The 23,965-nt window shown below is 72.8% G+C and carries 22 protein-coding genes; 3 read left to right on the top strand and 19 right to left on the bottom strand.

The features are described 5' to 3' along the window. Positions 1–99: 99 nt before the first annotated feature. The 5 genes from der to aroH all read right to left on the bottom strand — a co-directional run bounded on the left by der (position 100) and on the right by aroH (position 4,993). Positions 100–1,548 carry a ribosome biogenesis GTPase Der gene (gene der, locus ACFYUZ_RS13850; RefSeq protein ID WP_389308633.1) on the bottom strand — a complete coding sequence of 483 codons (1,449 nt, stop codon included), beginning with the start codon at positions 1,546–1,548 and terminating at the stop codon, positions 100–102. Between the two features lie 75 nt (positions 1,549–1,623). Continuing rightward, positions 1,624–2,310, bottom strand: coding sequence for a lysophospholipid acyltransferase family protein (locus tag ACFYUZ_RS13845; protein WP_389308631.1), 687 nt, complete (start codon positions 2,308–2,310; stop codon positions 1,624–1,626). After that, on the bottom strand, positions 2,265–2,930 hold the full coding sequence (cmk, locus tag ACFYUZ_RS13840; RefSeq protein WP_389309315.1) for a (d)CMP kinase: 666 nt from the start codon (positions 2,928–2,930) through the stop codon (positions 2,265–2,267). Before cmk ends, ACFYUZ_RS13845 begins: the two co-directional genes overlap by 46 nt. Positions 2,931–3,545: 615 nt before the next feature. Continuing rightward, positions 3,546–4,634: a prephenate dehydrogenase gene (locus ACFYUZ_RS13835; protein ID WP_389308629.1), complete on the bottom strand. Its 1,089-nt coding sequence runs from the start codon at positions 4,632–4,634 to the stop codon at positions 3,546–3,548. Next, the gene (gene aroH / locus ACFYUZ_RS13830) at positions 4,631–4,993 is read right to left on the bottom strand and encodes a chorismate mutase (protein WP_389308627.1); all 363 of its coding nucleotides are present in this window, start codon (positions 4,991–4,993) and stop codon (positions 4,631–4,633) included. The genes ACFYUZ_RS13835 and aroH overlap by 4 nt, the downstream gene beginning before the upstream one ends. Before the next feature lie 307 nt (positions 4,994–5,300). On the opposite strand from aroH, the gene ACFYUZ_RS13825 reads away from it, so the two are divergent. Together ACFYUZ_RS13825 and ACFYUZ_RS13820 are read left to right on the top strand one after the other, a co-directional pair. Beyond that, positions 5,301–5,789 carry a Rieske (2Fe-2S) protein gene (locus ACFYUZ_RS13825; protein WP_389308625.1) on the top strand — a complete coding sequence of 163 codons (489 nt, stop codon included), beginning with the start codon at positions 5,301–5,303 and terminating at the stop codon, positions 5,787–5,789. 10 nt (positions 5,790–5,799) lie between these two features. Next, a complete protein-coding gene (locus ACFYUZ_RS13820; RefSeq protein ID WP_389308624.1) occupies positions 5,800–6,489 on the top strand; it encodes a DNA polymerase beta superfamily protein in 690 nt (229 codons plus the stop codon). Here ACFYUZ_RS13820 and ACFYUZ_RS13815 read toward each other — a convergent pair. From ACFYUZ_RS13815 to ACFYUZ_RS13750, 14 genes are all read right to left on the bottom strand, one after another. Then, entirely contained in the window at positions 6,469–7,236 is a 768-nt protein-coding gene (locus tag ACFYUZ_RS13815; protein WP_389308622.1) for a DNA polymerase beta superfamily protein, read from the bottom strand. The two genes, ACFYUZ_RS13820 and ACFYUZ_RS13815, sit on opposite strands and share 21 nt — an antisense overlap. A gap of 3 nt (positions 7,237–7,239) precedes the next feature. Further along, complete coding sequence (locus ACFYUZ_RS13810) at positions 7,240–8,262, bottom strand: ADP-ribosylglycohydrolase family protein (protein WP_389308620.1); 1,023 nt, start codon at positions 8,260–8,262, stop codon at positions 7,240–7,242. After that, positions 8,259–8,996, bottom strand: coding sequence for an NUDIX domain-containing protein (locus tag ACFYUZ_RS13805; RefSeq protein WP_389308618.1), 738 nt, complete (start codon positions 8,994–8,996; stop codon positions 8,259–8,261). Before ACFYUZ_RS13805 ends, ACFYUZ_RS13810 begins: the two co-directional genes overlap by 4 nt. Further along, complete coding sequence (locus ACFYUZ_RS13800) at positions 8,993–10,072, bottom strand: AAA family ATPase (RefSeq protein ID WP_389308616.1); 1,080 nt, start codon at positions 10,070–10,072, stop codon at positions 8,993–8,995. The genes ACFYUZ_RS13805 and ACFYUZ_RS13800 overlap by 4 nt, the downstream gene beginning before the upstream one ends. Further along, positions 10,069–10,719, bottom strand: coding sequence for a nicotinamide riboside transporter PnuC (pnuC, locus tag ACFYUZ_RS13795; protein WP_389308614.1), 651 nt, complete (start codon positions 10,717–10,719; stop codon positions 10,069–10,071). The genes ACFYUZ_RS13800 and pnuC overlap by 4 nt, the downstream gene beginning before the upstream one ends. A 125-nt stretch (positions 10,720–10,844) precedes the next feature. Beyond that, positions 10,845–12,104 (bottom strand): pseudouridine synthase, encoded by a 1,260-nt coding sequence (locus ACFYUZ_RS13790; RefSeq protein WP_389308612.1) that lies wholly within the window; start codon positions 12,102–12,104, stop codon positions 10,845–10,847. Beyond that, positions 12,104–12,661 (bottom strand): SMC-Scp complex subunit ScpB, encoded by a 558-nt coding sequence (gene scpB / locus ACFYUZ_RS13785; protein WP_389309312.1) that lies wholly within the window; start codon positions 12,659–12,661, stop codon positions 12,104–12,106. Before scpB ends, ACFYUZ_RS13790 begins: the two co-directional genes overlap by 1 nt. Before the next feature lie 32 nt (positions 12,662–12,693). Further along, a complete protein-coding gene (locus ACFYUZ_RS13780) occupies positions 12,694–13,827 on the bottom strand; it encodes a segregation/condensation protein A (protein ID WP_389308610.1) in 1,134 nt (377 codons plus the stop codon). 45 nt (positions 13,828–13,872) lie between these two features. Beyond that, positions 13,873–14,364 carry a hypothetical protein gene (locus ACFYUZ_RS13775; RefSeq protein WP_389308609.1) on the bottom strand — a complete coding sequence of 164 codons (492 nt, stop codon included), beginning with the start codon at positions 14,362–14,364 and terminating at the stop codon, positions 13,873–13,875. Continuing rightward, entirely contained in the window at positions 14,361–15,386 is a 1,026-nt protein-coding gene (locus ACFYUZ_RS13770; RefSeq protein ID WP_030212665.1) for a ParA family protein, read from the bottom strand. Before ACFYUZ_RS13770 ends, ACFYUZ_RS13775 begins: the two co-directional genes overlap by 4 nt. Positions 15,387–15,847: 461 nt before the next feature. Further along, entirely contained in the window at positions 15,848–16,963 is a 1,116-nt protein-coding gene (gene ald, locus ACFYUZ_RS13765) for an alanine dehydrogenase (protein ID WP_389308607.1), read from the bottom strand. A gap of 146 nt (positions 16,964–17,109) precedes the next feature. Beyond that, the gene (locus ACFYUZ_RS13760; protein ID WP_389308605.1) at positions 17,110–19,095 is read right to left on the bottom strand and encodes a tetratricopeptide repeat protein; all 1,986 of its coding nucleotides are present in this window, start codon (positions 19,093–19,095) and stop codon (positions 17,110–17,112) included. 201 nt (positions 19,096–19,296) lie between these two features. Beyond that, the gene (locus ACFYUZ_RS13755) at positions 19,297–19,926 is read right to left on the bottom strand and encodes an NUDIX domain-containing protein (RefSeq protein ID WP_389308604.1); all 630 of its coding nucleotides are present in this window, start codon (positions 19,924–19,926) and stop codon (positions 19,297–19,299) included. 76 nt (positions 19,927–20,002) lie between these two features. Next, on the bottom strand, positions 20,003–21,652 hold the full coding sequence (locus ACFYUZ_RS13750) for a CTP synthase (protein ID WP_190160191.1): 1,650 nt from the start codon (positions 21,650–21,652) through the stop codon (positions 20,003–20,005). Between the two features lie 429 nt (positions 21,653–22,081). Between ACFYUZ_RS13750 and ACFYUZ_RS13745 the strand changes: the two genes are divergently transcribed. After that, positions 22,082–23,884 (top strand): glycoside hydrolase family 15 protein, encoded by a 1,803-nt coding sequence (locus ACFYUZ_RS13745; protein WP_389308602.1) that lies wholly within the window; start codon positions 22,082–22,084, stop codon positions 23,882–23,884. The last annotated feature ends 81 nt before the right edge of the window (positions 23,885–23,965 follow it).

The raw sequence follows: 23,965 nt of genomic DNA, 5'->3' as shown, positions 1-23,965 counted from the left end.
CACGCGAGCAGGTACGAACGGCCGAGGGCCGGGGCGGATCGCCCCGGCCCTCGGCCGTGTGCCACCGCGCCGGCGCATGGGTGCGCGGGCGCGTGGCCGCTACTTCTTGCGACCGCGCTTCTCGCGCACCCGGACCGAGATGTGGATCGGGGTGCCCTCGAAGCCGAACTCCTCGCGCAGCCGGCGCTCGATGAAGCGGCGGTAGCCGGCCTCCAGGAAGCCGGAGGCGAAGAGGACGAAGCGGGGCGGCTTGGTGCCGGCCTGCGTGCCGAAGAGGATGCGGGGCTGCTTGCCGCCGCGGACCGGGTGCGGGTGGGAGGCGACGATCTCGCCCAGGAAGGCGTTGAGCCGGCCGGTGGGGACGCGGGTCTCCCAGCCGGCGAGGGCGGTCTCGATGGCCGGGACCAGCTTCTCCATGTGGCGGCCGGTCTTGGCCGAGACGTTCACCCGGGGCGCCCAGGCGACCTGCTGCATCTCGGTCTCGATCTCGCGCTCGAGGTAGTAGCGGCGCTCCTCGTCGAGCTCGTCCCACTTGTTGTAGGCGATGACGATGGCGCGGCCCGACTCGACCGCCATCGTGATGATGCGCTGGTCCTGGACCGAGATGTTGTCGGTGGTGTCGATGAGGATGACGGCCACCTCCGCCTTCTCGACGGCGGCCGCGGTCCGCAGGGAGGCGTAGTAGTCCGCGCCCTCCTGGAGGTGGACCTTCTTGCGGATGCCGGCGGTGTCGACGAACTTCCAGGTCACGCCGCCGAGCTCGATGAGCTCGTCGACCGGGTCACGGGTGGTGCCGGCCAGCTCGTTGACGACGACGCGGTCCTCGCCCGCCACCTTGTTGAGCAGGGAGGACTTGCCGACGTTCGGGCGGCCGATGAGGGCGATGCGGCGGGGGCCGCCGACCGCGTTGCCGAAGCGCTGCTCGGGGGCCTCGGGCAGCTTCTTCAGGACCTCGTCGAGGAGGTCGCCGGTGCCGCGGCCGTGCAGCGAGGAGACGGGGAACGGCTCGCCGAGGCCCAGGGACCAGAGCATGGCCGCGTCGGCCTCGCCGGACTGGCCGTCGACCTTGTTCGCGGCGAGGACGACCGGCTTCCCGGCGCGGCGGAGGAGCTTGACGACGGCCTCGTCGGTGTCGGTGGCGCCGACGGTGGCGTCCACGACGAAGAGGCAGGCGTCGGCGGCCTCGATGGCGTACTCGGCCTGGGCGGCGACGGAGGCGTCGATGCCGAGGACGTCCTGCTCCCAGCCGCCGGTGTCGACGACCTTGAAGCGGCGGCCGGCCCACTCGGCCTCGTACGTGACGCGGTCGCGGGTGACGCCGGGCTTGTCCTCGACGACGGCCTCGCGGCGGCCGATGATGCGGTTCACCAGGGTCGACTTGCCGACGTTCGGGCGGCCGACGACGGCGAGGACGGGGAGCGGGCCGTGGCCAGCCTCCTCGATCGCGCCCTCGACCTCCTCGACGTCGAAGCCCTCTTCCGCGGCGAGCTCCATGAACTCCGCGTACTCGGCGTCGCCAAGTGCCCCGTGGTCGTGCTGGTCGTTCATGAAGTCCGTTCCTTGATCATTCGTGGTCGGTGGTCCCGGTGGCCGGAGCCGTGGGGCCACTACTGAGAGTGTCGCTCAGCGCCCGGTGAGGCGCCTGGCGTTTTCCAGGTGGGCGGTGAGCCTCCCCTGGATCCGTACGGTGGCCTCGTCGAGCGCCTTGCGGGTGCGGCGGCCGGAGCCGTCCCCCGCCTCGAAGGCGTCGCCGAAGACGACGTCGACGCGGCCGCGCAGCGGAGGCAGTGCCTTGACCAACCGTCCGCGGCGCTCGGTGCTTCCCAGCACGGCGACCGGGACGATCGGCGCGCCGCTGCGGACGGCGAAGTACGCCAGGCCCGCGCGCAGCGAGGCGAAGTCGCCGTCGCCGCGGGTGCCCTCGGGGAAGATCCCGAGGACGCCGCCCTGCTCCAGGACGCCCAGGGCGTTGCCGATCGCCTGGCGGTCGGTCGAGTCCCGGTCCACCTTCAGCTGCCCGATGCCCTCCAGGAAGCTGCCGAGCGGTCCGACGAACGCCTCCTTCTTGATGAGGAAGTGCACGGGACGCGGGGCGGTGCCCATGAGCATGGGGCCGTCGATGTTGTGCGCGTGGTTGACGGCGAGTATGACGGGGCCGGAGGACGGCACCCGCCAGGCGCCGAGGACGCGCGGCTTCCAGAAGCCGTACATCAGCCCGATGCCGATGCGACGGCCGACGGCGGCGCCCTTCGCGGAGGGCAGGGTCACTTGACGGCCGCCCTCTTCTCCTCGACGAGGGTGACGACGCACTCGATGACCTGGTCCAGGGTGAGGTCGGTGGTGTCGACCTCGACGGCGTCGCCGGCCTTGGCGAGCGGAGAGGTCTTACGGCTGGAGTCGGCCGCGTCCCGCTTGATCAGGGCCTCCTTCGTCGTGTGCACGTCGACGCCCTTGAGCTCGCCGGAACGGCGGGCGGCACGGGCCTCGGGCGAGGCCGTGAGGAAGATCTTCAGGTCGGCGTCGGGCAGGACGGTGGTGCCGATGTCCCGGCCCTCGACGACGATGCCGGCCTCGGCGCCGCGGGCGATGGACCGCTGGAGCTCCGTGATCAGCCTGCGCACCTCGGGGACGGCGCTGACCGCGCTGACCTTGGAGGTGACCTCCTCGGTCCGGATCGGGCCCGAGGCGTCGGCGCCGTCGACGGTGATGGTGGGCCGGGCCGGGTCCGTGCCGGAGACGATGACCGGCTTGGAGGCGGCGTTGGCGACGGCCTCGGCGTCGGTGACGTCGACGCCGTTGCTGATCATCCACCAGGTGATCGCCCGGTACTGGGCACCGGTGTCGAGGTAGCTCAGCCCCAGCTCGGCGGCGACCGCCTTCGAGGTGCTGGACTTGCCCGTGCCGGAGGGCCCGTCGATGGCGACGATCACGGATTCCACGGTGGGAACACCTTCCTGGGGTGAGTGGTAGGGCCCGGCGGGATGCGGGGGACCCCCACAAGGTTACCGAGTCCCGAGCCCCCGCTCGGCCCCGCCCGCACGCTGCCGCACGGGCCCGCGCCTCGCCGGGCGGCGCGTCCCGCGGGACGGTGCCGCCCCGCCACCCGCCGTGTGGGGCCCGCACCCGCCGGGGCGGTACCCACCCCGCGCCCCCGCCCCGTGTGGGCAATCGTCCCGCAGGGCGGGACGGGTGGGCACACGGGACGGCGCCCTCGGCGGCGCCTCCGCCTTACGCGCCTGGACCCGCACCCCCGGTGCGCCGTGCACGGGGTGCGGGTCCAGGCGCGGGAGCCTCTGGCGCCGGCAGGGCGCCGTTCCGTTGTGCCCACCCTCCCCCAAGCTCTCGGCTTCGCTCGAGCAGGGGGGACCCCCCTCGCCCCAGCGGAACGCATGCCCACAACGGGGGCGCGGGGGTGGGCACCGTCCCGGCGGAGCGACTGCCCACAACGGGGGGCGCGGGGTGGGCACCGTCCCGCCGGGCGCAGCCCGCGACGGGGGGCGCGGGCGTGGGCGCCGGCCCGGCAGGTGTGGCCCGGGGCGGGCGGCTCAGCTCGTGCGCAGGGCCCAGCCGCGTTCCTGGAGCGCCGCCCCCAGCACCGCCGCCGCCGAGGGCTCGACCATCAGCTGCACCAGACCCGCCTGCTGCCCCGTCGCGTGCTCGATGCGGACGTCCTCGATGTTGACGCCCGCGCGCCCCGCGTCGGCGAAGATGCGGGCGAGCTCGCCCGGCTGGTCGCTGATGAGGACGGCGACGGTCTCGTAGACGGTCGGGGCGGCACCGTGCTTGCCGGGGACGCGGGCCCGCCCGGCGTTGCCGCGGCGCAGGACGTCCTCGACGCCGGAGGCGCCGTCCCGCCGCTTGTCCTCGTCGGCGGACTGCAGGGACCGCAGGGCGCGGACGGTCTCGTCGAGGTCGGCGGCGACGCCGGAGAGGACGTCGGCGACGGGGCCGGGGTTGGCGGAGAGGATCTCGACCCACATGCGCGGGTCGGAGGCGGCGATGCGGGTGACGTCGCGGATGCCCTGTCCGCAGAGGCGTACGGCGGACTCGTCGGCCTCCTCCAGGCGCGCGGCGACCATGGAGGACACCAGCTGCGGGGTGTGGGAGACGAGGGCGACGGCCCGGTCGTGGGCGTCGGCGTCCATGACGACGGGGACGGCCCGGCAGAGGGCGACGAGCTCCAGGGCGAGGTTGAGGACCTCGGTGTCGGTGTCCCGGGTCGGGGTGAGGACCCAGGGCCGGCCTTCGAAGAGGTCGGCGGTGGCGGCGAGCGGGCCCGAGCGCTCCTTGCCGGACATGGGGTGGGTGCCGATGTACGCCGTGAGGTCGAGGCCCATCGCCTCCAGCTCCCGCTTCGGTCCGCCCTTGACGCTCGCCACGTCGAGGTAGCCGCGGGCCAGGCCGGCCGTCATGGCCTCGGCGAGGGTGGAGGCCACGTGGGCGGGGGGCACGGCGACGATGGCGAGGTCCACCCGGCCCTCGGGCTCCTCGTCGGTGCCCGCGCCGAGCGCGGCGGCCGTGCTGGCGCGTGCCGGGTCGTGGTCGCGCAGGTGGACCGTGACGCCCCGGCCCGCGAGGGCGATGGCGGCGGAGGTGCCGATCAGGCCGGTACCGATGACGAGCGCTGTTCTCACTGGGCGATGTCCTTGCGCAGGGCGGCCGCGGCACCGAGGTAGACGTGCGCGATCCGGGACTTGGGCAGTTCGGTCTCGACGTGGGCGAGGAGCCGGACGACCCTCGGCATCGCACCCTCGATGTCGAGTTCCTGTGCGCAGATCAGGGGGACGTCCAGGATCCCGATGTGCCGGGCCGCGGCGGCGGGGAAGTCGCTGTGCAGATCGGGCGTGGCGGTGAACCAGATGCTGATGAGGTCGTCGGTGGTGAGGCCGTTGCGTTCCAGGACGGCGGTGAGCAGCTCCTCGACCTGCTCGCGCATGTGTCCGGCTTCGTCCCGCTCCAGCTGGACGGCGCCTCGGACCGCTCGTACCGCCACGTCGTGCTCCTTCGCCTGCGTCAGTGCTCCGTTCAGCCTAGTCAGCGGCGGGGTCGCCGCGCCGCGCGGCCCGCCCTGCGAGACGGACGGAGGGCGGGCGACGGCCGCGGTGGGAGCCCCGCGGTCGGCACCGCTGCCGTTCGTCCGGTCGTCCGGTCGTCCGGTACGGAACAGGCCCAATGTCACCCGGACCGGGGTGCCCCGCCACCGGGGTGCGCGGCGGGCGGCACGGCCGTGCGAGGGAGCGGGGCGGCGGGCGCAGGCGTGTTGCGGGTCCCGGGGGCGGGGGCGCGGCCAAGGTGGCGGCATGACCTCACGCCCCACCGCGCGCCGTACCGTCCTGTTGGCCACAGCGGCCCTGACGACGACGGGCTGCGGCTCGAACGACGGGGGTGGCGGCGGTACGCGCACGAACGCGCCGACCACCACCGAAGCGCCCCCGGCCTCCGCCGGGACGTCCCCGGCCGCCACCGGGGCGTCCCCGACCGCCACGGCCGCTCCGAGCGGCGGAGCCCCGCTGGCCAGGACCTCCCAGATCCCGGTCGGCGGCGGCACCGTCTTCCCGAAGGAGAAGGTGGTCGTGACCCAGCCCTCGACGGGCGAGTTCAAGGCGTTCTCCGCGATCTGCACGCATCAGGGGTGCACGGTGAACAAGGTGGCGGACGGCACGATCGACTGTCCCTGTCACGGTTCCAGGTTCCGCGTCGCCGACGGCTCGGTGGCGGCGGGGCCGGCTCCCCGGCCACTGCCCGCCGAACAGATTATTGTCTCGGGGGAAACGATCACCCTGGCGTAATCTGCCCGGCATGACTCCGGACGAGCTGGTGCGCGAGCACACGATCTACACCTGCGTGATGGGCTCGCGCGCCTTCGGTCTGGCGACCGAGGACAGCGACACGGACGTGCGGGGCGTGTACCTCGCCCCGACGCCCCTCTTCTGGCACTTCGACAAGCCCCCGGCGCATGTGGAGGGGCCCGGCGAGGACCAGTTCAGCTGGGAGCTGGAGCGCTTCTGCGAGCTCGCCCTGCGCAACAACCCGAACGTCCTGGAGTGCCTCCACTCCCCCGTCGTCGAGCACGTCGACGACTGGGGCCGTGAGCTCCTCGACCTGCGCGGGGCGTTCCTGTCCCGCCGGGCGCACCAGACCTTCGTCCGGTACGCCGCCGGCCAGCGCCGCAAGCTCGACGCGGACGTCCGCCAGTACGGCCTGCCGCGCTGGAAGCACGCCATGCACCTGCTGCGGCTGCTGACCAGCTGCCGCGATCTGCTGCGCACGGGCGAGCTCCGCATCGACGTCGGCGAGGACCGCGACCGTCTCCTCGCGGTCAAGCGCGGCGAGGTGCCCTGGGCGGAGGTCGAGTCCTGGATGAACCGCCTCCAGGAGGAGGCCGACCGGGCCCACGACACGACCCCCCTCCCCGCCGCCCCGGACGAGCCCCGGATCCAGGACTTCCTGATCCGCGCCCGCCGCGCCTCAGCCCTGGGCGTGCTCTAGCCGGGCCCGTACGACGAGGTCGTGCAGCGCGTCGTGGACGCCCACCGACTCCGGGAGCGCCGAGGCCGCCCGGGCCTCGTCCAGGACGCCGTGCAGGGCCTCCGTCTCGGCCCGTACGGCCTCGGGGTCGACCTCGGCCCGCCCGTGCTCGGCCGCCGCCTTCGCCGCGATGAGCTCGGGCAGCCGCGCGGGGGCCTCGGCCACCTCTCCCACCAGGGTCGGCAGATGGGCCTGCACCTCGCCGGAGCGCATCAGATGGATGCCGGTGAGCAGCGCCCGGTAGGTGTAGAGCAGCGGCTTGAGCTCGCCGCTGCTCTCGTAGAGCCGCCACTGCGTCCCGGCGAAGCCCCGGTAGTGGTGGGCGTGGTGGCGGGTGAGCAGCTCCGGCACGAGCGAGACGAGCTCGGCGTGGGTCTCCGTCGTGTGCGCCACGAGCGGGGAGGTGAGCTGCTCCAGGACGTAGCCGTTGCGGCGCAGCATCAGCCGCGCGAACTTCCGCAGGTCGTGGGTGACGAGGTCCATCTCGACGCCGTCCCGGTCCCACATCCGGCTGCGGGTCTCCTCCGGTTCGCGCAGGCCGACGAGGGCGTCCACGGGCAGCAGGTGCGCACCGCGCAGGTCCACGTCCGAGTCGCGGGACGGGAAGCCGTACAGGTGCGCGCCGGAGACGGTCGCGAAGAGCAGGGGGTCGGGCTGTTCCGCGACGACGGCGGAGAGGTCGCGGTCCGGGTCCAGGGTGAGGGTCACGGCTCACGCGTCCCAGAGCGCGCCGAAGGTCAGCAGGTCGCTGCGGTACTCGACGCGCTCCGCCCACTCCTTCGGCCAGGCGTCCGCGCCGAGGTGGGCGCCGGCGAAGGCGCCCGCGAGGGCGGCGATCGAGTCGGAGTCGCCGCGGGTGCAGGCGGCGCGGCGAAGCGCCGTGAGGGGCTCGTCGGGGAAGAGCAGGAAGCAGAGCAGCCCGGTCGCGAGGGCCTCCTCGGCGATCCAGCCGTCGCCGGTGTACGTGCAGGGGTCGAGCTCCCGGTCGGCCGTGCGCTGGACGGCGTCGAGGCGCTCCAGGACGGCGAGGCACTCGTCCCAGCCGCGCTCGATGAAGTGGAGGGCGCTGGGGTCCTGCGAGCGGGTCCACAGGTCGCCGAGCCAGTGCTCGTGGTAGCGGGAGCGGTTCTCGTAGGCGTACGAGCGCAGCTGTCCGACGAGCCCGGTCGGGTCCACGCCCTGCGCGAGCAGGTACACGGCGCGGGCGGTGAGGTCGGAGGCGGCGAGCGCGGTGGGGTGACCGTGGGTCAGGCCCGACTGGAGCTGCGCGGCGCCGGCCCGCTGCTCCTCGCCGATCCCGGGGACGAGCCCGATGGGCGCGACGCGCATGTTGGCGCCGCAGCCCTTGGAGTGGATCTGGCTGGCGTCCTGCCAGGGCACGTCGGTCATCAGCAGCCGACAGGCGGCCAGGCAGGTGTTGCCGGGGGCCCGGTTGTTCTCCGGGGAGCGGTACCAGTCGACATACTCCTCCCGCAGCGGCCGGACGAGCCGCTCCGGGGCGAGCACGCCCCGGTCCATGGCGGTGCGGATGCCGCGGGCGAAGGCGAGGGTCATCTGGGTGTCGTCGGTGACGCGGCCGTTCTCGGGAAGCGCCATCTCCCGCCACGGGCCGTACCAGCTGATGATCAACGGCACGTCGCTGAACTCCGTGGGCCGGCCCAGCGCGTCCCCGAGCGCCAGCCCGATCAGGGAGCCGGTCGCGGCCTGCTTGGTGGCGGTGCGGGCGAGGTTCATGCGGGGCGTCCTTCCGGTCGCAGGAGAGGCGGGTGGAGGGCCGTGGCCCCGCCCGCCCGGTAGAGAGCGGCCGGTTTCCCCCGTCCGCCGGTGAGGCGCGGCGGTCCTTCCACGGCCTGGACGAAGCCGGGCGTGGTGAGGACCTTGCGCCGGAAGTTGGGGCGGTCGAGTTCGACGCCCCAGACCGTCTCGTAGACCTGCCGCAGCTCGCCGAGGGTGAACTCGGGCGGGCAGAAGGCGGTCGCGAGGCAGGTGTACTCGAGCTTGGCGCCGACCCGTTCGTGGGCGTCGGCGAGGATCCGGTCGTGGTCGAAGGCGAGCCGGCCGTGCGTCCCGTACGGGATCCAGCGGGCCTGGGCCGCGTCGCCGCCGCCGCGCGGTTCGGGGGGGTCGGGGACGAGCGCGGTGAAGGCGACGGAGACGACCCGCATCCTCGGGTCGCGGTCGGGTTCGGTGTAGGTGCGGAGCTGTTCGAGGTGGAGGCCGGCGACGGTGGCCTCGGAGAGCCCGGTCTCCTCGGCGAGTTCGCGGCGGGCGGCCCGCTCGGCGGACTCCTGGGGCAGGACGAATCCGCCGGGCAGGGCCCAGGCCCCGGCGTACGGCTCCTGGCCGCGCTCGACGAGCAGGACGTGGAGGCGTTCCTCGCGGACGGTGAGGACGGCGAGGTCGACGGTGACGGCGAACGGCACGAAGGCGTACGGGTCGTAGCCCTCGGGGGCCCGGTGGTCGGTCATCGGCGCTCCGGCAGGGGGTCGGCGAGGTGCCAGCCCTCGGCGAGCAGCGCGTCGACGGCGGCGACGGCGGTCGCGAGCCGCTCCTCGTGGGGGCCGGTGAGGACGGCGGTGCGGCGGCCGGTGTGGGCGAGCTGGGTGAGGAAGCGGGCGGTCATCCAGGGCCGCAGGTGTTCCCCGTCGCGCAGTCCGTCGTCCTCGAAGTCGACGCCCCGGTGGTCGGTGAGCAGCCAGAGGTGCTGTCGGCCGAGGGCGGCGATCTCGCCGGTGGCGCGGCTGGTGGTGCCCATGTAGCGCTCGTGCCAGATGGTGGTGGCGAAGGCGTCGGTGTCGCAGAAGAGGACGGGTGAGCCGTCCCGGGCGGCCTCCTCCTCCAGTTCGGCCTGGCGCTGGGCGATGACGGGGAAGTCGGAGGAGCGGAAGGCGACCTCGGACCAGTCGGCGCCGGGGCGTTCGGCGCGGAGTTCGGCGAGTTTGAGTTCGCTGTACTCGCGCCCGTACTCCGGTACGTATCGCGTGCGGGCCCAGACGCCGCCGCGCCGCCGGTAGTGGTCGGCGAGGGCGAGGGCCATGGTGGTGGTGCCGGTGGACTCGGCGCCGAGGACGACGATCCGGCGGGTGAGCGCGGCCCGCACCGGTGCTTCCAGGAAGTCCCAGCAGCCGGCGGGGTCCGCGCGGACGGCGGTGCCGGAGACGGGGTGGCGGGCGCGCTCCTGGTCGACGAGGACGGACGCGGCGCCGAAGCGGCGGCCGAGCTCCTCCCCGTACGGCTCCGAGGTGAAGACGGCGTCGACGCGTTCGGGCACGGCGGCCCGGAAGACGGCCATGTGGGCGGCCCACACGTCGGGGTCCCGCAGGTCGACGGGGATGTCGTCGACGGCGCCGACGACGAGGACGTCGGGGTGGATCTCGCGCATCCAGGCGACCCGGTCCTCCAGGGGGATGCTCTCCACGGAGGAGGCGCAGACGAGGACGGTGAGGCGCTCGCACCGGTCGCGGGCGGTGCGGACGAGGTGGTGGTGGCCGGCGTGCGGCGGATAGAACTTGCCGAGGACGAGGCCGTGGCCGTAGCGCTTCACGCGGCCGCTCCCGCCGGTCGGGGGGAGCCCGCGAGGTCCCTGGTCCAGCCGCGCAGGCCGACGGCGCAGAGCGTCATGAAGCCGACGTACAGCAGGGAGGTCAGGTAGAGCCCCTTGTAGGCGTAGAGCGGTACGTAGACGACGTCGGCGGCGATCCAGAGCCACCAGGACTCCAGCCGCTTGCGGCACTGGCCGTAGGTCGCCGTCAGGGAGAGCGCGGTGGTGAGGGCGTCCCAGAAGGGGACGGTCGAGTCGGTGACGCGGTCGAGGAGCAGGGTGAGGAGGAGGGTCCCCACCGCCCCCGCCGTGAGCAGCCACGTCCACTCGGTGCGCGTGGTGCGGCACACCGGGAGGTCGTCGGAGCCTGGTCCACCCCCGTGGGTCCAGGTCCACCAGCCGTACGCGGCGAGGGCGATGAAGACGATCTGGAGGCCGGCGTCGGCGTAGAGCCCGGCCTGGGTGAAGAGGAGCACGAAGAAGAGGTTGTTGGCGATGCCGATGGGCCAGTTGGCGACGTGCTGGCGGGCGACGAGCCAGACGCAGAGGGCTCCGCTGCCGAATCCCAGGACCTCGGTCCAGCTGACCGGGGTGTCCAGGACGGTGAGGAGCGGCTGCTGCAAGGGTTCGAGTATGTCTGCGAGGCTCACGCCCGCCTCCTTAAGAGTCATCCTGACTATAAAGGTCGGCGTACCGCCGCCACAAGCCCCGTCCCGGACGCGACGAAGCCCGTGACCGCCGGGCGGTCACGGGCTTCGTCGGTGGAGCGGGGGCCTTACATGCCGACTTCCTTCATCAGCATGCCGACCTCGGTGTTGGTCAGACGGCGCAGCCAGCCCGACTTCTGGTCGCCCAGGGCGATCGGGCCGAAGGCGGTGCGGACCAGCTTCTCGACCGGGAAGCCCGCCTCGGCGAGCATCCGGCGCACGATGTGCTTGCGGCCCTCGTGCAGGGTGACCTCGACCAGGTAGTTCTTGCCGGTCTGCTCGACCACGCGGAAGTGGTCGGCGCGGGCGTAGCCGTCCTCCAGCTGGATGCCGTCCTTCAGGCGGCGGCCGACCTCGCGGGGCAGCGGGCCGGTGATGGCGGCCAGGTAGGTCTTCTTCACGCCGTACTTCGGGTGCGTGAGGCGGTGGGCCAGCTCGCCGTGGTTGGTGAGCAGGATGATGCCCTCGGTCTCCGTGTCGAGCCGGCCGACGTGGAACAGCCGGGTCTCGCGGTTGGTGACGTAGTCGCCGAGGCACTGGCGACCGTCGGGGTCCTCCATGGTGGAGACGACGCCGGACGGCTTGTTCAGCGCGAAGAAGAGGTACGACTGGGTGGCGACGGTCAGGCCGTCCACCTTGATCTCGTCCTTCTCCGGGTCGACGCGCATGCCCTGCTCGAGGACGATCTCGCCGTTGACCTCGACGCGGGCCTGCTCGATGAGCTCCTCGCAGGCGCGTCGCGAGCCCATGCCGGCGCGGGCGAGGACCTTCTGCAGCCGCTCGCCCTCCTGCTCGGCGCCGGGGAAGGTCTTGGGGGTCTTGATCTCGGGCTTGCCGGCGTACCGCTCCCGGTTGCGCTCCTCCGTGCGGGCGTCGTACTCGCGCGAGCGGGCGGGCGCCGTACGGCCGCCGCCGCGCTGCGGGGACTGCCGGGGGCCGCCCTTGGCGCCACCGCGTGCGGCCTCGCCGCGGCCGCGCTTGGGGCCGTCCGAGGAGGGGCTGTACCGCTCGTCGTAGGTGCGCTCCTCCGGACGGGCCTTGCGCGGGCTGGAGCCGGTCGGCCGCCCGCCGCCCTGGCCGGGACGTCCGCCGCCGCCCTGCCCCGGACGCCCGCCGCCCTGGCCGGGGCGTCCGCCGCCCTGGCCGGGACGCCCGCCGCCCTGGCCCTGCCGGTCGTCGCGGCCGTTGCCGGCGCCGCGGTAGTTCCCGCGCCCGCCGCCACCGCCGCTGTTGCCGCGGCCGCCGCCGCTGCCGCCGCGGCCGCCGCTGTTGCCACCACGGCTCCCGCCGTTGTTTCCGCTGCTGTTCCTGCCGCTGCTGCTTCGCATCAAAGTTCCGTCTTGTCGTCTACGTCTGCGTCCGGGTCGAACGACGGGACGCCTTCCAGGGAGTCCGGCTCGACCGCCTCGGCCTCGGGGAGGAAGGGGGCGAGTTCGGGGAGTTCGTCCAGGCCTCGCAGGCCCATCCGCTCCAGGAAGTAGTTCGTCGTCCTGTACAGGATCGCACCTGTTTCGGGTTCCGCGCCCGCCTCCTCCACCAGACCCCGCTGGAGGAGGGTCCGCATCACGCCGTCGCAGTTGACTCCGCGGACCGCGGAGACCCGGGAACGGCTGACCGGCTGGCGGTAGGCGACGACCGCGAGGGTCTCCAGGGCCGCCTGGGTGAGCCGCGCCTGCCGCCCCTCCAGGACGAAGGCCTCGACGGCCGGGGCGAAGGCGGCGCGGGTGTAGTAGCGCCACCCCCCGGCGACCCTCCGCAGCTCGAAGCCGCGGCCCTGGGCGGTGTACTCCTCGGCCAGCTCGTGCAGGGCGTCGGCCACCTCGCGCGGGGCGCGCTCCAGGACCTTGGCGAGGTGTTCCTCGGTGGCGGGCTCGTCGACGACCATGAGGACGGCTTCGAGGGCGGGCTTGAGGTCGCTCACGCGGTGGCCTCCTGGTCGAATTCGTCGGTCACGGCCGCGGACGGGTCGGTCTCCCCGCCGGTCCAGGAGACCGTGAGGTCCCCGAGGGCGGTCTCCTGGTCGAGGGCGACGGCCTTCTCCCGGTAGAGCTCCAGGAGGGCGAGGAAGCGGGCGACGACGGTGAGGGTGTCGCCAGCGTCCTCGATCAGCTCCCGGAAGACGGCCGAGCCGCGCTCGCGGAGCAGGGCGACGACCACCGCGGCCTGGTCCCGGACGCTGACGAGCGGGGCGTGGATGTGGTCGACGTACACCTGGGGCTCGGGCTTGGGCTGCATGGCCTTGGCGGCGAGCCTGGCGAAGCCCTCGGCGCCGATGGAGATGACGACCTCGGGGAGCAGCTCGGCGTGGTGCGGTTCGAGTCCGACGGTACGGGGGTGGCGGTGGCCCTCGGCCTCCCAGCGCTCCTCGAAGATCTCGGCGATCCGCTTGTACGCGCGGTACTGGAGGAGCCGGGCGAAGAGCAGGTCGCGGGCCTCCAGGAGGGCGAGGTCGGCCTCGTCCTCCACCTCGGCGGCGGGGAGCAGCCGGGCGGCCTTCAGGTCGAGGAGGGTGGCGGCGACGACGAGGAACTCGGTGGTCTGGTCGAGGTCGCCGTCGGGCCCGAGGGCCCGCAGGTGCGCCATGAACTCGTCGGTGACCCGGGAGAGGGCGACCTCGGTGACGTCGAGCTTGTGCTTGGTGATCAGCTGGAGGAGCAGGTCGAAGGGCCCCTCGAAGTTCGAGAGCCGCACGGTGAACCGCCCGTCCCCGCCCTCGGCCGCCCCACCGCCGGACGCCTCCGGGGAGGCGGGCGCTTCCGGGGCCTCCGGGGTCTCGGGGGCTTCCAGAGCCTCCCGGGTCTCGGGCGCCTCCCGGGTCCCCCGGGTCCCGGGCGCCTCCGGGGCCGCGGGGGCCTCTAGGACCTCCGGGGCCTCCCGGGTCCCAGACACCCCCGGGGCCTCAGGCACCTCTCGGACCTCGGGTGCCCCTGGAGCCTCCGGGGCATCGGTCGGAGGGGCGGGTGCGGACGCCGTCCCCCGTGTCCCGCCCGGGCCGCGGCCCAGGGGGCGGCGGCCCGGCGGGCGGGACGTTTCGTCAGGGGCGTGGTGCATGGAGGTCCAGGGGGAACGAGGAGGACGGCAGCCCGCAGGCTACCGTCAGCGGCCGCGCAGGCGGCGGACGAGGATGCTCGCGTCGCCGCGGGACTCCAGGTCCGCCAGGACGACCGCGACGGCCTCCCGGACGATCCGGCCCCGGTCGACGGCGAGGCCGTGCTCACCGCGCAGCACGAGCCGGGCGTGCTCCAGGTCCATCAGCTCCTCGGCGGAGACGTAGACCGTGATCTTCTCGTCGTGGCGCTCGCGGCCGCTGGGCCGCCGGTTCGTGGTGCGGCCGCCGCGCCGCCGGGCCGCCGCGGGGGCGGGCACCTGGGCGCCGGGCGCGGCCTTGGGGGCCGGTCCCTCGGGCTCGGCGGTCCGGGCCCGCGGTTCCGCGGCCTCGGAGCCCGCCGGGGCGTGCTCCGCGGGTCCCTCGGCCGCCGCCGTGTCGCTCTCGGCGGCCGGTGCCGGGACGGCCCGGCGGGGTGCGGACGCCTGGAGCGCCGTCCCCCCGGTCGTACGGAAGAGTTCGTCGGCTCCGGGCAGACTCACTCGGCGTGACACCGGGCGAGCACCTCCCTGGCGAGCTGACGGTAGGCGGCGGCGCCCACGGAGTTGGAGGCGTACGTGGTGATGGGCTCGCCGGCGACCGTGGTCTCCGGGAAGCGCACGGTCCGCCCGATGACCGTGTGGTACACGTGGTCGTCGAAGGCCTCGACGACGCGCGCGAGGACCTCGCGGCTGTGCACGGTCCGGGAGTCGTACATCGTGGCGAGGATGCCGTCGAGCTCCAGCTCGGGGTTGAGCCGCTCCTGGACCTTCTCGATGGTCTCGGTGAGCAGCGCGACTCCGCGCAGCGCGAAGAACTCGCACTCCAGCGGCACGATGACCTTGTGAGCCGCCGTCAGGGCGTTCACGGTCAGCAGGCCGAGCGAGGGCTGACAGTCGATCACGATGTAGTCGTAGTCGTTCATCAGCGGCTTCAGGGCGCGCTGGAGCGTGGACTCGCGCGCGACCTCGCTGACCAACTGGACTTCGGCGGCCGAGAGGTCGATGTTGCTCGGCAGCAGGTCCATGTTGGGCACGGCGGTCTTGAGGAGCACCTCGTCCGCCGACATGCCCCGCTCCATGAGCAGGTTGTAGACGGTGAGGTCGAGCTCCATCGGGTTCACGCCGAGGCCGACCGACAGGGCTCCCTGCGGGTCGAAGTCGACGAGCAGCACCCGTCGTCCGTACTCGGCGAGCGCGGCGCCCAGGTTGATGGTCGACGTGGTCTTGCCGACGCCGCCCTTCTGGTTGCACATCGCGATGATCTTCGCGGGTCCGTGGTCGGTCAGGGGACCCGGGATCGGGAAGTACGGCAGGGGCCGTCCGGTGGGGCCGATCCGCTCGCGGCGCTGGCGGGCAGCGTCGGGTGCGAGGGTGGCCGCGTACTCCGGATCGGGCTCGTACTCGGCGTCGGGGTCGTAGAAGTGCCCCTCGGGCACCTCGTCGTAGGCGGCGAAGTGGGTGGACTCTCGGCCCATCTCGTTGCCGGCCGTGGCGTTCACGTGTAGGCCGTCCATCGTCTTCATCGTGTGGGCACTCGTCATGGGCTGGTGCGTCGCGAAGGTCCGCACCGCGACGGAGCCGATCGGGGCACCTGGCGCACCGCTCCCGGGAGTAAATGTCGACTCATTCACAAGTCGTCTTACCTCCTTGGATGTGACCAGGAACATTTATCGATAGGTCAGCGTGGCACCATGCCGACGGTTGGCGACTCTATGGCGTGTCACCGGTCCGCAGCAACACAATCCGCCGGACCCGGCCCGATGTGTCGGCAACCGAACACGTCTCTGTCAAGGGTGCGCAGGCATGCATCCGCACGTTTCAGGGGTGTGCGAAACGGTTAAACAGTTACGTTCGAGGCGAGTTGCCCGAACGTTTCGGCGGCCCCGGAGACACGACCGGCCGGACCTTGTCGAACAAGGTCCGGCCGGGTGCGTGATATTGACGGCACGCGTTGACGGGGACGGCGTCAGCGGGCCTTCGGAGGTCAGGCCAGGAGGCCGGAGAGCTCGACGTGCTCGAGGCCGTGCGCCTCGGCGACCTCCTTGTAAACCACCTTGCCGTCATGGGTGTTGAGGCCCAGGGCGAGGGCGGGGTCACGGCGCAGCGCCTCGACCCAGCCGTTGTTCGCCAGCGACACGATGTAGGGCAGCGTGGCGTTGGTGAGGGCGTAGGTGGAGGTGTTCGGGACGGCGCCCGGCATGTTGGCCACGCAGTAGAAGACCGAGTTGTGGACCTGGAAGGTCGGCTCGGCGTGGGTGGTCGGGTGGGAGTCCTCGAAGCAGCCGCCCTGGTCGATCGCAATGTCGACAAGGACACTTCCGGGCTTCATCTTGGCGACGAGCTCGTTGGTGACCAGCTTCGGGGCCTTGGCGCCCGGGATGAGGACGGCACCGACGACGAGGTCGGCCTCGATGACGGCCTTCTCCAGCTCGAAGGCGTTGGAGACGATCGTCTTGACCTTCGTGCCGAAGATCTTGTCGGCCTCGCGGAGCTTGTTGATGTCCTTGTCGAGCAGGGTCACGTGGAAGCCCAGGCCGATGGCGATCTGCACGGCGTTCCAGCCGGAGACGCCGCCGCCGATGACGACGCACTCGCCGGCGTGGGTGCCGGGGACGCCGCCGGGGAGGACGCCGCGGCCGCCGGCCGAGCGCATCAGGTGGTAGGCGCCGACCTGCGGGGCCAGGCGGCCCGCGACCTCGGACATCGGGGCGAGCAGCGGGAGCGCGCGGTTCGCGGTCTCGACCGTCTCGTACGCGATGGCGGTGGTGCCGGACTCCAGGAGCGCGTCCGTGCACTCCCGGGAGGCGGCGAGGTGCAGGTAGGTGAAGAGCGTCTGGTCCTTGCGGAGGCGGTGGTACTCCTCCGCGATCGGCTCCTTGACCTTGAGGAGCAGGTCGGCGGTGGCCCAGACCTCGTCGGCGGTGGCGAGGATCTCGGCGCCGGCGGCGACGTACTCCTCGTCCGTGATCGAGGAGCCGACACCGGCGTTCTGCTCGATGAAGACCTGGTGGCCGTGGCGGACGAGCTCGTGGACACCGGCAGGGGTGATGGCCACGCGGAACTCGTTGTTCTTGACCTCGCGGGGGATGCCGACCTTCATCGTCGATCACGGTCCTTGAATCAGGGGGATAACTGGGGCACTGCGATACATACCCGGATGCGCTACGGCGCACCGGGACAGACCACGTTCGAACGCGGCTCACCCAGTCTAATGAAGGAGTTTCCCCTGTCTAGCCTTTCAAAGCACTAATCTTCGACGGAGCCACTGCGGATTTCGTAGGCCGCCGGTTCCGTTTCCAGCAGTCTCTCGGCCGCCGACCGGTGCAGCCCCGCCGCCGCGGGGTCGCCGAGCCGGTCGAGGGTGTCCGCCAGCCGCAGCTGGAGCGCGGCCTGGAGCCGGGTGTCCTGGGCCCGGCGGGCCCACTCCACCGCCTCCTCGCAGGTCCGCAGGGATTCCTCGGGCCGCCCGGCGTACTCCTGGACCCGGGCCGCCTCGCTCAACGCCCGTGCGTAGCCCGGGAGATCGGAGAGCCTCCGGTAGCCGGCCGCGGCGGCCCGCCAGCTCCGCAGGGCCTCCCCGTACCGCCCCGCATAGGTCTGCACCGCTCCGAGGCGGCCGTACAGCCGGGCCTGGTCGGCGCGCTCGTCCCGGGCGAGGCGCTGGGCGAGCGCCCGTCCGTACCAGTCGCCGGCCCGCTGCCAGTCCCCCAGCTCCTGATACGAGCCACCTACGGATTCCATTGCGCGACCGGTCGCGTACGGGTCATTTGCTTCGCGTCCGGCATCCAAAGCCGACCGATATCGCAGCAGGGCCTCCTTCGTCCTGCCGGTCCTGGCATCCAGATCGGCCAGGTTGAGGAGGGCCGCGGCCCGCTCCCGGTGCAGCCCTCGCCGCTCGGCCACGTCCAGGACCAGCCGGTGCAGGCCGTACAGCTCGGGAGCGGCGGCCTCCGCGCCCCGGTGCGCGGCGAGCGCCCTGACCAGGGAGGCCACCAGGCGGCGCGCGAGGGTGTCGAGCTCGCCGTCCGCGACGGCCAGGCGGGCGGAGGCCAGGAGTACGGCCTGCCGGGAGTCCAGCCAGGCCGCGCCCGCGGCCGCGTTCGGGAAGCGCAGCGCGCGCGGGAGCCCGGCCAGCTTCCGGCGGGCCGGCGAGCCCTCGGGTTCGGTGACCGCGCGGCAGGACTGGAGGAGCCGCACGGTCCGCTCCAGCATCCGGGCCCGGGCGAGCTGCACCTCGGCGGGCCGGTCGCGCTCCTCCAGCTGGGCGCGAAGGAGGGGGACGAGGTGCGCGCGCACCTCGTACTGTCCGTCCTCGCCGGCCGAGACGAGCCCCAGGGCGGCGAAGTCGGCGAGGGTGGTCGCGGCCGCCGAGACCGAGCAGCCGGCCAGGGCGGAGGCGGTGTGGGCGTCGGCCCGGCCCAGCGGGGCCAGGGCGAGGAATCGCAGTATCCGGGCGGCCGTGGCGGGCAGCGCCTCGTGTGCGAGCAGGAAGGTCCGGGTGAGCGGGTCGCCGCTCAGCCCCCGCAGCCGCTTGGCGAGGTCGGCGACCGAGGCCTTCGGCTTCGTGGAGAGCCAGCCGCCGGCGAGGACGACCGCGGCGGGCAGTCCCCCGCACTCCTCGACGAGGGCCTCGGCGGCCTGCGGGTCCACGGTGACGCGGACGGAGCCGGTGAAGGACGTCAGCAGCTCGATGGCCGACTTGGGGTCGAGTCCGCCGAGGGTGCAGGGCCGGACGTCCGGGATGCCGGTGAGCGGCCCCCGGGCGACCCCGACGACCAGGGCATCGGGGTTGTCGGGGATGAGGGGGTCGGCCTGCTCGGCGTCGACGGCGTCGTCCAGGAGCAGGACGGCCCGGCGGTCGGCCAGGGCGTTCCGGACGAGCTCGGTCAGCTCGTCCTCGCCGGCCCCCGGGGGTTCGGCGACCCCGAGCGCGGCGAGGAGCTCCTGGGCGGCCCGCGCGGTGGGGACGGGCTCGCCGCCGGGCTCGGTGAGCCGCGCCCGGAAGACTCCGTCCGGGTAGCGGTCGGCGAGCCCGGCGGCCAGCTCCTCTGCGAGGGCCGTCCGCCCGGAGCCGGGCTTGCCGGCGATGAGCAGGACCCGGGCGCGGGGGGCCTTGCGGCCGGTGAGGGTGTCGAGGCCGGTCCGCTCGATGTCGGCACGCAGGGCCTTCAACTCCCGCTGCCGGCCGAAGAACTGACGGCCGCCGGCCGCCGCCACCGCCTGATCCGTCACGGGCCACGCTCCCGTCCACCTGCGCACGAGCCGATCCCGCGGGGGGCTCCGCACGGGCGATTCCGAGCGTAGTTCAGGGCGGGAGGGGGACTTGGCGGAGCAGGGCGGAGGAATCCCCTGATCGGATCAACACATCTTCACACCGGTAGCCCTTTCCGCCGAACCGGCACGGCGCCGGCCTTCGGCTCCCGGCCCCGGGGGCTATGCCTCGAAGGGGCGGGCCGGCCACGGCGCGGTGGCCGGACGGAGCGCGTCGAGGCCGCCCTCCTCCGCCCGCGCCGCCGCCAGCGAGAGGACACCCACCACCAGGCAGTTGTTGTGCAGCTCCCCCGCCAGCGCCCCCCGCACCAGCTCGGGCAGCGGCACCCGCGCCAGCTCCATGTCCGCCTCCTCCTCGGAGACCTCGAAGCGCTCGCCCTCCGCCTCCGCGAGGTCCCGCGCCAGGAAGATCCGTACGGCCTCGTCGCAGCCGCCGGGCGTGGTGTAGACGTCGGTGAGGACCCGCCAGTCGTCGGCCTTGACGTGCGCCTCCTCGTACAGCTCGCGCTGGGCGGCGTGCAGCGGGTTCTCGCCGGGCACGTCCAGGAGCCCGGCGGGGATCTCCCAGAGCTTCTGCCGTACGGGGTGCCGGTACTGCCGGAGGACGACCACGCGGTCCTCCTCGTCCAGGGCGAGGACGGCCACGGAGCCGGGGTGGACCTGGTAGTCACGGCGGTGGACCGAGCCGTCCGGCATGACCACGTCGTCCGTGCGGACACTCGTCTTGTTTCCCTTGAAGGGGGTGGCGGTGGCGACGACCTGCCACTCCTCCGGGGTGTCCTGCACCTTCATCAGTAGTCCTCTCGTACGAAAACCGGGGCACGGCCCCCGGAAGGGAGCCGTACCCCGGCAACGTTAACGCGCCGTGCTACTTGCCCGTCTTGCGCTCCACGGCCGCCTTCACCAGGCCCGCGAAGAGCGGGTGCGGGCGGGTCGGGCGGGACTTCAGCTCCGGGTGCGCCTGGGTGGCGACCAGGTAGGGGTGGATCTCCTTCGGGTACTCGACGAACTCGACGAGCTTGTTGTCCGGGGAGGTGCCGGAGAAGACCAGGCCGGCCTTCTTCTCCAGCTCCGCGCGGTAGGCGTTGTTCACCTCGTAGCGGTGGCGGTGGCGCTCCTCGACGTACGGCTCGTCGGCGTAGGTCTCGCGGACGACCGAGCCCTCGGCGAGCTTCGCCGGGTAGAGGCCCAGGCGCATCGTTCCGCCCAGGTCGCCGGCGCCCTCGACGTACGCCAGCTGCTCCTCCATCGTGGAGACGACGGGGTGCGCGGTGGCGGGGTCGAACTCGGTGGAGTTGGCCTCGGGGATGTCGGCCAGGTTGCGGGCGGCCTCGATCACGATGCACTGCAGGCCGAGGCAGATGCCGAGCAGCGGCACCTTGTTCTCGCGGGCGTACTGGATCGCGCCGACCTTGCCGGACACGCCGCGGTCGCCGAAGCCACCGGGGATGAGGATGCCGTCGACGTCGCCGAGCTGCTTGGCGGCGCCCGCCGGGGTCTTGCAGTCGTCGGAGGTGACCCACTTGACCTTGACCCGGGCGCGGTTGGCGAAGCCGCCGGCGCGCATGGCCTCGGTGACCGACAGGTAGGCGTCGGGCAGGTCGATGTACTTGCCGACGAGCGCGACCGTGACCTCGTGCTCCGGGTTGTGGACGCGGTCCAGGAGGTCCTCCCAGACGGTCCAGTCCACGTCGCGGAAGGGCAGGTCGAGCTTGCGGACGACGTAGGCGTCCAGGCCCTCGGTGTGCAGGACCTTCGGGATGTCGTAGATCGACGGGGCGTCGATGGCGGCGACGACCGCGGCCTCGTCGACGTCGCACATCAGCGAGATCTTGCGCTTGATGGCGGTGGGGACCTCGCGGTCGGCGCGCAGCACGATCGCGTCGGGCTGGATGCCGATGTTGCGCAGGGCGGCGACGGAGTGCTGGGTCGGCTTGGTCTTCAGCTCGCCGGAGGGGCCGATGTAGGGCAGCAGCGAGATGTGGACGACGAAGACGTTGTCGCGGCCGACCTCGTGGCGGACCTGGCGGACGGTCTCCAGGAAGGGCAGCGACTCGATGTCGCCGACCGTGCCGCCGACCTCGGTGATGACGACGTCGACGTCGTCCGTCGCCATGCGGCGGATGCGGCCCTTGATCTCGTTGGTGATGTGCGGGATGACCTGCACGGTGTCACCGAGGTACTCGCCGCGCCGCTCCTTGGCGATGACCTGCGAGTAGACCTGGCCGGTGGTGACGTTGGCCGAGCCGTCGAGGTCGACGTCGAGGAAGCGCTCGTAGTGGCCGATGTCCAGGTCGGTCTCGGCGCCGTCGTTGGTGACGAACACCTCGCCGTGCTGGAAGGGGTTCATCGTGCCCGGGTCGACGTTCAGGTACGGGTCGAGCTTCTGCATCGTGACCCGCAGACCGCGGGCCTTGAGGAGCGCACCCAGGCTGGAGGCGGTGAGGCCCTTGCCGAGGGAGGAGGCGACACCCCCGGTGACGAAGATGTGCTTGGTCGTCGTGGTGTTGGGCGGCATCGCCAAGAGGGGGCTCCCGTGGTCGCGTTCTGGAAGTGCGTACCGGCTGCCCCTCCGGAAGAATCGGGGGGTGCCGTCGCTGCGGTTTCGGGGTCCTCGGCTGTCGCCGTTTCCCACCGGTCCACGGGGTACCAGGGTATCAGCGACATCGGGAGACCGCTTCCGGCCACACGCGGCAGTCGGGTGTTCACAGACGGCTACGGGGCCGTCGGGGAGGGGGAAAGCCGCAGCTCACCCGTGTGGAGCAGCGCGTCGTCCGCGTGATCACCAAGGTCACCGGGCCGCCGCGTATTCTGCTCGCACATCGCCCGCCCCCCAGCAGGTCGCCGCATCCCGCACACTGGCCTGGTTGACCCATCGCGCGCATGAAGCGCATCCGTAGCAAGCGCCCCACGGGGCGGACGTGGCCGTTCGACTGGAGTGAAGCACGTGGCCGGGCGTATCGAGGATTACGCACTCATCGGAGACATGCAGACGGCTGCCCTGGTGTGCCGGGACGGCAGCGTCGACTGGCTGTGTCTCCCCCGCTTCGACTCGCACGCGATCTTCGCCGGTCTACTCGGCACGGAGGAGCACGGGTTCTGGCGGGTGGGCCCGGCGGGTCCCGCCGACGCGGAACCGGCCCCCGCCGACCGGCGCCGCTACCGGGGCGACTCGCTGATCCTGGAGTCCGAGTGGGACACCCCGCGCGGCACGGTCCGGGTGACCGACTTCATGCCGCCGCGCGACGGCGCGCCGCAGCTGATCCGGATCGTCGAGGGCGTCTCGGGGCGGGTGCGGATGCGTTCCTCGCTGCGGATGCGGTTCAGCTACGGCCGGGTCGTGCCGTGGGTGCACAAGGTCGGGGAGCGCACGGTCGCGGTCGCCGGGCCCGACTCGGTGTGGCTGGACACCGCCGTGGAGACCCACGGCAAGGACCTGACGACGTACTCCGACTTCACGGTCACGCCCGGCGAGCGGATCGCCTTCACGCTCTCCTGGCAGCCCTCCCACAAGGAGCCGCCCGCGCTGCCGGACCCGGAGGGCGCGCTGGAGGCGACCGCCGACTTCTGGCGCGAGTGGGTCGAGCACTGCACGTACCACGGCCCCTACCGGGAGGCCGTGGTCCGCTCGCTGATCACCCTGAAGGCGCTGACGTACGCGCCGACCGGCGGGATCGTCGCCGCGCCGACGACCTCGCTGCCGGAGGAGATCGGCGGCGTCCGCAACTGGGACTACCGCTACACCTGGCTGCGGGACGCGGCGATCACCCTCTCCTCGATGCTCCGCACCGGCTACCGCGAGGAGGCCCGCGCCTGGCGGGACTGGCTGCTCCGCGCCGTCGCGGGCGACCCGGAGAACCTGCAGATCATGTACGGCATCGCGGGCGAGCGGGAGCTCGGCGAGGCGGAGCTCGACTGGCTGCCGGGGTACGAGAACTCCGGCCCGGTCCGGGTCGGCAACGGCGCCGCGAACCAGCTCCAGCTGGACGTCTACGGCGAGGTCACGGAGGCCCTCCACCTCGCGCACATGACGGGCCTGTCCCGCAACGACTACGCCTCCCTGCTCCAGATCAAGCTGATCAACTACCTGGAGACCCACTGGAACCAGCCCGACGAGGGCATCTGGGAGGTGCGCGGCCCGCGCCGGCACTTCGTGCACTCCAAGGTGATGGCCTGGGTGGCGGTGGACCGCACCATCAAGCTGATCGAGTCCGGCGACGCGGACGGCCCGCTGGAGCGCTGGAGGGAACTGCGCGACGAGATCCACCGGGACGTCTGCGAGAAGGGCTACGACAAGGAGCGCAACACCTTCACCCAGTCGTACGGCTCCCAGGAGCTGGACGCCTCGCTGCTGCTGATCCCCCAGATGGGCTTCCTGCCGCCGGACGACAAGCGGGTCATCGGCACGATCGAGGCGATCCAGCGCGAGCTGTCCACGGAGGACGGCTTCGTGCTGCGCTACCCGACGGCCGGCGAGGAGGCCGGGGTGGACGGTCTGGAGGGCGACGAGGGCGCGTTCCTGGCCTGTTCCTTCTGGCTGGCGGACGACCTGGCGATGATCGGCCGGGTCGACGAGGCGCGCACGCTCTTCGAGAAGCTCCTCGCGCTCCGCAACGACCTCGGGCTGCTCGCCGAGGAGTGGGACCCGCGGCTCCAGCGGCAGGTGGGCAACTTCCCGCAGGCCTTCAGCCACGTCCCGCTCATCGACACGGCGCTGCGGCTCACCGCCTCCGGCGCGTACGGCGGCTGAGGGGCGCCCGCCGGCGCCTGCCGGGGTGTCCTGTCGACCGGCAGGACACCCCCAGGGGGCGGACCTACGATGAAAGGGTCC

The sequence above is a fragment of the Streptomyces sp. NPDC004266 genome (genome assembly GCF_042874095.1).
GTDB lineage: Bacteria > Actinomycetota > Actinomycetes > Streptomycetales > Streptomycetaceae > Streptomyces.
This window is presented reverse-complemented; position numbering and strand designations above follow the sequence as displayed.

Bases quoted from the DNA above. Each gene is read 5' to 3' on its own strand.
- der (WP_389308633.1), bottom strand. From the start codon at position 1,548: ATGAACGACCAGCACGACCACGGGGCACTTGGCGACGCCGAGTACGCG.
- ACFYUZ_RS13825 (WP_389308625.1), top strand. From the start codon at position 5,301: ATGACCTCACGCCCCACCGCGCGCCGTACCGTCCTGTTGGCCACAGCG.
- ACFYUZ_RS13820 (WP_389308624.1), top strand. From the start codon at position 5,800: ATGACTCCGGACGAGCTGGTGCGCGAGCACACGATCTACACCTGCGTG.
- ACFYUZ_RS13810 (WP_389308620.1), bottom strand. From the start codon at position 8,262: ATGAACCTCGCCCGCACCGCCACCAAGCAGGCCGCGACCGGCTCCCTG.
- ACFYUZ_RS13805 (WP_389308618.1), bottom strand. From the start codon at position 8,996: ATGACCGACCACCGGGCCCCCGAGGGCTACGACCCGTACGCCTTCGTG.
- ACFYUZ_RS13790 (WP_389308612.1), bottom strand. From the start codon at position 12,104: ATGCGAAGCAGCAGCGGCAGGAACAGCAGCGGAAACAACGGCGGGAGC.
- scpB (WP_389309312.1), bottom strand. From the start codon at position 12,661: ATGGTCGTCGACGAGCCCGCCACCGAGGAACACCTCGCCAAGGTCCTG.
- ACFYUZ_RS13780 (WP_389308610.1), bottom strand. From the start codon at position 13,827: ATGCACCACGCCCCTGACGAAACGTCCCGCCCGCCGGGCCGCCGCCCC.
- ACFYUZ_RS13770 (WP_030212665.1), bottom strand. From the start codon at position 15,386: ATGAAGACGATGGACGGCCTACACGTGAACGCCACGGCCGGCAACGAG.
- ald (WP_389308607.1), bottom strand. From the start codon at position 16,963: ATGAAGGTCGGCATCCCCCGCGAGGTCAAGAACAACGAGTTCCGCGTG.
- ACFYUZ_RS13755 (WP_389308604.1), bottom strand. From the start codon at position 19,926: ATGAAGGTGCAGGACACCCCGGAGGAGTGGCAGGTCGTCGCCACCGCC.
- ACFYUZ_RS13750 (WP_190160191.1), bottom strand. From the start codon at position 21,652: ATGCCGCCCAACACCACGACGACCAAGCACATCTTCGTCACCGGGGGT.